Below are 6,395 nucleotides of genomic sequence, written 5' to 3' on the forward strand. Positions count from 1 at the left end.
GCCAAGGGCCTGTTGAAGTCCTATCCGAACCTCAAGGCGATCATCGCGCCGACCACCGTCGGCGTCGTCGCCGCCGCCCAGGTCGTCACCGACGAGAACCTGATCGGCAAGGTCAATGTCACCGGCCTCGCGCTGCCGTCCGAGTTCAAGAAGTTCATCGACAACGGTTCCAGTCAGGCGGTTGCGCTGTGGAACCCGATCGACCTCGGCTACTCGGCCGTCTACCTCGCCCATGATCTGGCGGTGAAGAAGGAAGAGGCGAAGCCCGGCGCCACGCTGTCGATCGGCCGCGTCGGCAAGGTCACGCTCGACGACACCAACTCGGCTGCGATGGCTCCGCCCTTCCAGTTCGACAAGTCGAACATCGAAAAGTTCTCCAAGATCTATTGATCTGGAGTCCTCTCGAGCTGACGCGGCGGGGCTCACGTCCCGCCGCGACTTTAAACGAACCTTGTTTCAGGGCTTGATACGATTATGGACACGACAGCCCAACACGGCTCGGTGAAGGAGCGGCCTCCGGCCCCGGCTCCACGCCTGACGCTGTCCGGCATCTCCAAGAGCTTTCCCGGCGTGCGCGCGCTGCACAATGTCAGCCTGTCTCTCTACCCCGGGCAGGTGACGGCGCTGATCGGCGAAAACGGCGCCGGCAAGTCGACGCTGGTCAAGATCATGACCGGCATCTACCAGCCCGATGAGGGTACGATCAGCATCGACGGCCAGGCCGTCACCATGCCGAGCGCGCATGCCGCCTTCGGGCACGGCGTCACCGCCATCCACCAGGAAACCGTGCTGTTCGACGATTTGTCGGTCGCAGAAAACATCTTTCTCGGCCATGCGCCGCGCACGCGATTGCGCACCATCGACTGGCGCACGATGCGCAAGAACGCGCGCGAAGTGCTTGACACCATGCATGCCGGCCACATCGACGCCGATGCGCGCCTGAAGGACCTCGGCATCGCCAACAAGCATCTGGTCGCCGTTGCGCGCGCCATGTCGATCGACGCGCAGATCGTCATCATGGACGAGCCGACCGCCGCGCTTTCGATGAAGGAGATCGAGGAGCTCTTTTTGCTGATCGAGTTCCTCAAGAGCGACGGAAAGGCGATCCTGTTCATCAGCCACAAGTTCGACGAGATCTACCGTATCGCCGACCGCTACACGGTGTTCCGCGATGGCGAGATGGTCGGCGAAGGCCTGATCAAGGATGCCGGCCAGAGCCAGATCGTGCGCCTGATGGTCGGCCGCGCGGTCGATCACATCTTCCCGCAGCGCAAGGCCGAGATAGGCGCGCCGGTGCTCTCCGTTTCCGGCCTGTCGCATCCGACCGAATTCAACGACATCGGCTTCGAACTGCACAAGGGCGAGATCCTCGGCTTCTACGGCCTGGTCGGCGCCGGCCGCAGCGAGGTGATGCAGGCGATATCGGGCATCACCCGCACATCAGCCGGCACGATCACGCTGGAAGGCAAGACGCTCGCGCCGAAATCGGCGGCGGATTCGATCGATGCCGGGATCGTCTACGTGCCCGAAGAACGCGGCAAACAAGGCGTGGTGATCGGCCTGCCGATCTTCCAGAACGTCTCGCTGCCTTCACTCAAGCGCACATCGAAGTCCGGCCTGCTGCGGCTGTCGGAGGAGTTCGATCTGGCCCGCTCCTACACCGAGCGGCTCGACCTCAGGGCCTCCTCGCTCAGCCAGGACGTCGGCACGCTGTCGGGCGGCAACCAGCAGAAGATCGTCATCGCCAAATGGCTGGCGACGTCGCCCAAGGTGATCATCCTGGACGAGCCGACCAAGGGCATCGACATCGGCTCGAAGGCCGCCGTGCACGGCTTCATGGCCGAGTTGGTGGCGCAAGGCCTGTCGGTGATCATGGTGTCCTCCGAGCTGCCCGAAATCCTCGGCATGTCCGACCGCGTCGTGGTCATGCGCGAGGGGCTCGTCGCGGCGGTCTACGACAACAAGGGGCTGGACGCCGAGACGCTGGTTCGGACGGCAGCGGGGATCGCGGCATGAAGGCTTTCCTCAAATACCGTGAAATCTGGCTGTTGGCGGCCATCGTCGTGCTGATCGGCCTGATTTCGACGCGTTTCCCGGCCTTTGCCGACCCCGGCAATCTGCGCCAGGTGTTCAACGACACCTCGATCCTGATGATCCTGGCGCTCGGCCAGATGGTGGTCATCCTGACCCGGTCGATCGATCTGTCGATGGCGTCCAATCTCTGCTTCACCGGCATGGTGGTGGCGATGCTGAACGCAGCACATCCGGCGATCCCGATCCCGCTGCTGATCGTCGTCGCACTGCTGGTCGGCCTTGTGCTCGGCGCCATCAACGGCCTGCTGGTGTGGCGCCTGAACATCCCCTCGATCGTGGTGACATTGGGCACGCTGACCATCTATCGCGGCGCCACCTTCGTCCTGTCCGGCGGCGCCTGGGTCAATGCCGACAAGATGAGCCCGGACTTCATCGGCTTTCAGCGCGCCGCCTTCCTCGGCATTCCGGTGCTGTCGTGGATCGCCATCCTGGTCATCGGGCTGTTCTTCGTCTTGATGACGCGCACCGCGCTCGGCCGCTCGATCTATGCCATCGGCGTAAACCCGACGGCTTCCGTCTATGCCGGCATCGATGTCGGCCGCACCAAGTTCATCGTCTTCTGCATCTCCGGCATGATCGGCGGCCTGTCAGGCTATCTCTGGATCTCGCGCTATGTGATCGCGTCGGTCGAGGTCGCCAATGGCTATGAGCTCAACATCATCGCCGCCTGCGTCATCGGCGGCATCTCGATCGCCGGCGGCATCGGCTCGGTCGGCGGCGCGGTGCTCGGCGCACTGTTCCTGGGCATCATCTCCAACGCGCTGCCGGTCATCAACATCTCGCCCTTCTGGCAGATGGCGATTTCGGGCAGCGCCATCATCCTGGCCGTCGTGCTCAACGCGCGCGGCGAACGCCAGCAAGGCCGCATCATCCTCAGAAAGGTGGAGGCGTGACCGACATCCCTGCCCCGCGCCGCATTCCCGACCGGCTCGACAAGCCGTTCCGTTCGGCGATCTTTTCCTGGGAAGCGCTGCTGGTCGTTGTGGCCGTCGCCATCTTCGCCATCAACAGCTTCGCCTCGCCCTATTTCCTCGACCCGTATTCGCTGTCCGATCTGACCTTCAATTTCACAGAGAAAGGCCTGATCGCCTTCGCCATGGCGTTGCTGATCATTTCGGGCGAGATCGACCTGTCGGTGGCCGCCATCATTGCGCTGGCGTCGACGATGATGGGCATGGCGGTGCAGGCCGGCGCCGGCACGCCGGTGCTGGTGGCGATCGGCATCGTCGTCGGGCTCGGCTGCGGCGCCTTCAACGGTCTGCTGGTGACAAGGCTCGGTCTGCCGTCGATCGTCGTCACCATCGGCACGATGAGCCTGTTTCGCGGCATCGCCTTCATCATCCTCGGCGACCAGGCCTACAAGGGATATCCCTCAAGCTTCGCCTTCTTCGGCCAGGGCTATGTCTGGTGGGTGGTGTCGTTCGAGCTGGTGCTCTTCCTCATTGCGGCCGTCGTCTACTGGTTCCTGCTGCACCGTACGAGTTTCGGCCGCCGTGTCTTCGCCATCGGCAACAATCCGATAGCTGCGCAGTTTTCCGGCGTGCGCGTCGGTCGCACCAAGTTCCTCCTGTTTTGCCTGACCGGGCTGATGTCGGGCATCGCCTCGGTGCTGATCACCTCGCGGCTCGGTTCGACGCGGCCATCGATCGCGCAGGGCTACGAGCTGGAAGTCATCACCATGGTGGTGCTCGGCGGCGTCAGTATCCTCGGCGGCGCCGGCAGCATTGTTGGGGTCGTGCTCGCCGCCTTCATCATGGGACTGGTGACCTTCGGGCTCGGCCTGCTCAACGTGCCCGGCATCGTCATGTCGATCTTTATAGGTCTGCTGCTGATCATCGTCATCGCCTTGCCGATCGTCTGGCGGCGATTGCGCGGAGGGCGCTGATGCCGCAGAAATACGCGTTCAAAATGAAGCTGAAGCCCGGCATGAAGGCCGAGTACAAGAAGCGCCACGACGAGATCTGGCCGTCACTGGTCGCGCTGCTGAAGCAGGCCGGCGTCTCCGATTATTCCATCCATCTCGACGAGGAGACCAATGTCCTGTTCGGTGTTCTGTGGCGGCGTGACGACCACGGCATGGACGAATTGCCCGGATATCCGGTGATGCAGCGCTGGTGGGCTGAAATGGCCGACATCATGGAAACCAGGCCGGACAACGAGCCGGTGGCCGTGCCGTTGGAAACAATGTTCCACATGGCATGAGTGCGATGCAGCACATCGCCGTCATCGACATCGGCAAGACCAACGCCAAGGTGGCGCTGGTCGACCTCGCGACGTTGAGCGAGGTGGCGCTGCGCCGCATGTCCAATGCGCCGGTGCGACAGGCGCCTTACCCGCACCACGATGTCGAGGCCCTGTGGGCATTCATCCTCGAAAGCCTTGCCGGTCTCAACCGCGAACAGCGCATCGACGCCATTTCGATCACCACCCATGGCGCGACCGGCGTGCTGGTCGACGCGGCGGGTGAACTGGTGCTGCCTGTGCTCGACTATGAGTTCGATGGCCCTGATAGACTGGCCGAGGGTTATGACGCGATCCGTCCGCCCTTTTCCGAGACCGGCACGCCGCGCCTGCCGCTCGGCCTCAATCTTGGTGCTCAATTCTTCTGGCAGCAGAAGAGCTTCCCGGCGGAATTCGCCAGGGCCGCCGCGATGCTGATGTATCCGCAATACTGGGCGTTGCGCCTGACCGGTGTCGCAGCCAACGAGGTCACCTCGCTCGGCTGCCACACCGACCTGTGGAAGCCGTGGACGGCGGATTTCTCATCGTTGGTCGACAGGCTGGAATGGCGCGGCCTGATGGCGCCGGTGCGGCCGGCCAGCGATCGCCTCGGCCCGATCCTGCCCATCGTTGCGATGCGAACCGGACTGGATCCGCAAACGCCGGTGTTCTGCGGCCTGCATGATTCCAACGCCTCGCTGCTGCCGCATCTTCTCTCCGACAAACCGCCTTTCTCCGTCGTCTCGACCGGCACCTGGGTGGTGTCGATGGCGGTCGGCGGCAAACAGATTGCGCTGGATGCCGCGCGCGACACGCTGGTCAATGTCAACGCGCTCGGCAAACCCGTTCCCTCGGCGCGCTTCATGGGCGGCCGCGAGTTTTCCGTGCTGACAAAGGACCAGCCGGAGCAGTGGACCGAGGATGATGTCGGCGCCGTGCTGGCGCGAAAGATGCTGCTGCTGCCGTCGACCCAGCAAGGCTCGGGGCCGTTCCCGCACCATGCCGCGGCATGGGTCAACGCCGACGGCCTGAACAGCGGCCAGCGCTTTGCCGCCATCTCGTTCTATCTGGCATTGATGACGGCAACCTGCCTCGACTTGATCGGCGCGGACGGCCCGACCACGGTCGAAGGCCCCTTTGCCCGCAACCGGCTCTTTGTCGGCATGCTGGCGGCAGCCACGGCGCGCGCCGTGGTTGGGTCCGAGGCCGCCACCGGCACCAGCATCGGCGCCGCGCTGCTGGCATCCGATCGGCCGGCGACGCACGGCAAGGGCGAAAGAATAGAACCGCCTGTAGACCCGGCCTGGGCCGACTATGTCAGCGCATGGCGGGGGGCAGTCGAAGCGCAGGGCTGATCAGAGAATCCGTTTGCCGAAAGCCGACATGACGAAGTTGACCGCGTCGGTGCCGATCCGCGGCTCCAGATCCGCCGTCAGGCCCGAAACATCCATCGACAGCAAGCCACCGGAGAGCGCGATCGCCTCCATCGCCTGGTGTGTTTCGCGCACGGTCAGCCCGCCGGAGCCCGCAGCCCAGCCTGCGAATTCGGTTGCGGTCGGCGAATAGCTGACATGAAAGCCTTGCGTGCCTGAGGTGGCGATGCGGATCGCTTCATGCATCAGGTCGCGCATGCCCATGGCGTCGATGTCGGTCATGGTGAAAGCCGACACCCGCGAATCCTTCAGCACCCGCGCCTCGGCCGGATCGGCGTGGCGCAGGCCGACGATGACGACATTTTCCGGCGACAGCTGCGGCTGCAGCGCGCCGGCCTTGTGATCGAGCCCGAGCGATCGCGCCAGGACCGAACATTCCGGCAGGTCGATGCCCTCCTCGTCCTCTGGCATCAGGGCGGCGATGGAATCGATCCAGATCAGGCCGAAAGAATGCGTCGCGCGCGCCGTCGCGGTCAGCGCCTTGTGGGCGATGCGACGATCGACGCCGGCAATCAGCCGGACCAGCCCCGATGGCGGCCGCTCGACATCGGCGAGTTCCACCACGTCGAAGTTCATCGCTTCCAGCCGGGCGCCGGTGCTTTCCCGGGCCAGGATGCCGGCGGCCCCCTGCCCGGCCGTGATCTGCAC

The 6,395-nt window shown here is 64.3% G+C and carries 7 protein-coding genes; 6 read left to right on the forward strand and 1 reads right to left on the reverse strand.

The genetic code is table 11. The features are described from left to right. From EOD15_RS26040 to EOD15_RS26065, 6 genes are all read left to right on the forward strand, one after another. Window positions 1–390 (forward strand): substrate-binding domain-containing protein (locus EOD15_RS26040; RefSeq protein ID WP_148129643.1); only part of this gene is annotated, 390 nt, incomplete at its 5' end. A gap of 84 nt (window positions 391–474) precedes the next feature. Then, window positions 475–2,016, forward strand: coding sequence for a sugar ABC transporter ATP-binding protein (locus tag EOD15_RS26045; RefSeq protein ID WP_127320755.1), 1,542 nt, complete (start codon window positions 475–477; stop codon window positions 2,014–2,016). Beyond that, window positions 2,013–2,987 carry an ABC transporter permease gene (locus EOD15_RS26050; RefSeq protein WP_127320756.1) on the forward strand — a complete coding sequence of 325 codons (975 nt, stop codon included), beginning with the start codon at window positions 2,013–2,015 and terminating at the stop codon, window positions 2,985–2,987. The genes EOD15_RS26045 and EOD15_RS26050 overlap by 4 nt, the downstream gene beginning before the upstream one ends. Beyond that, window positions 2,984–3,979, forward strand: a complete 996-nt coding sequence (locus EOD15_RS26055; RefSeq protein WP_127320757.1) for an ABC transporter permease — start codon at window positions 2,984–2,986, stop codon at window positions 3,977–3,979. Before EOD15_RS26050 ends, EOD15_RS26055 begins: the two co-directional genes overlap by 4 nt. Next, complete coding sequence (gene rhaM / locus EOD15_RS26060) at window positions 3,979–4,296, forward strand: L-rhamnose mutarotase (protein WP_127320758.1); 318 nt, start codon at window positions 3,979–3,981, stop codon at window positions 4,294–4,296. The genes EOD15_RS26055 and rhaM overlap by 1 nt, the downstream gene beginning before the upstream one ends. Continuing rightward, window positions 4,293–5,669: an FGGY-family carbohydrate kinase gene (locus tag EOD15_RS26065; protein ID WP_127320759.1), complete on the forward strand. Its 1,377-nt coding sequence runs from the start codon at window positions 4,293–4,295 to the stop codon at window positions 5,667–5,669. Before rhaM ends, EOD15_RS26065 begins: the two co-directional genes overlap by 4 nt. Here the strand turns inward: EOD15_RS26065 and EOD15_RS26070 are convergent. Continuing rightward, window positions 5,670–6,395 (reverse strand): arginase family protein (locus tag EOD15_RS26070; RefSeq protein ID WP_148129644.1); only part of this gene is annotated, 726 nt, incomplete at its 5' end.

Source organism: Mesorhizobium sp. M7A.T.Ca.US.000.02.2.1, assembly GCF_003996995.1.
In the GTDB taxonomy this organism is placed as follows: domain Bacteria; phylum Pseudomonadota; class Alphaproteobacteria; order Rhizobiales; family Rhizobiaceae; genus Mesorhizobium.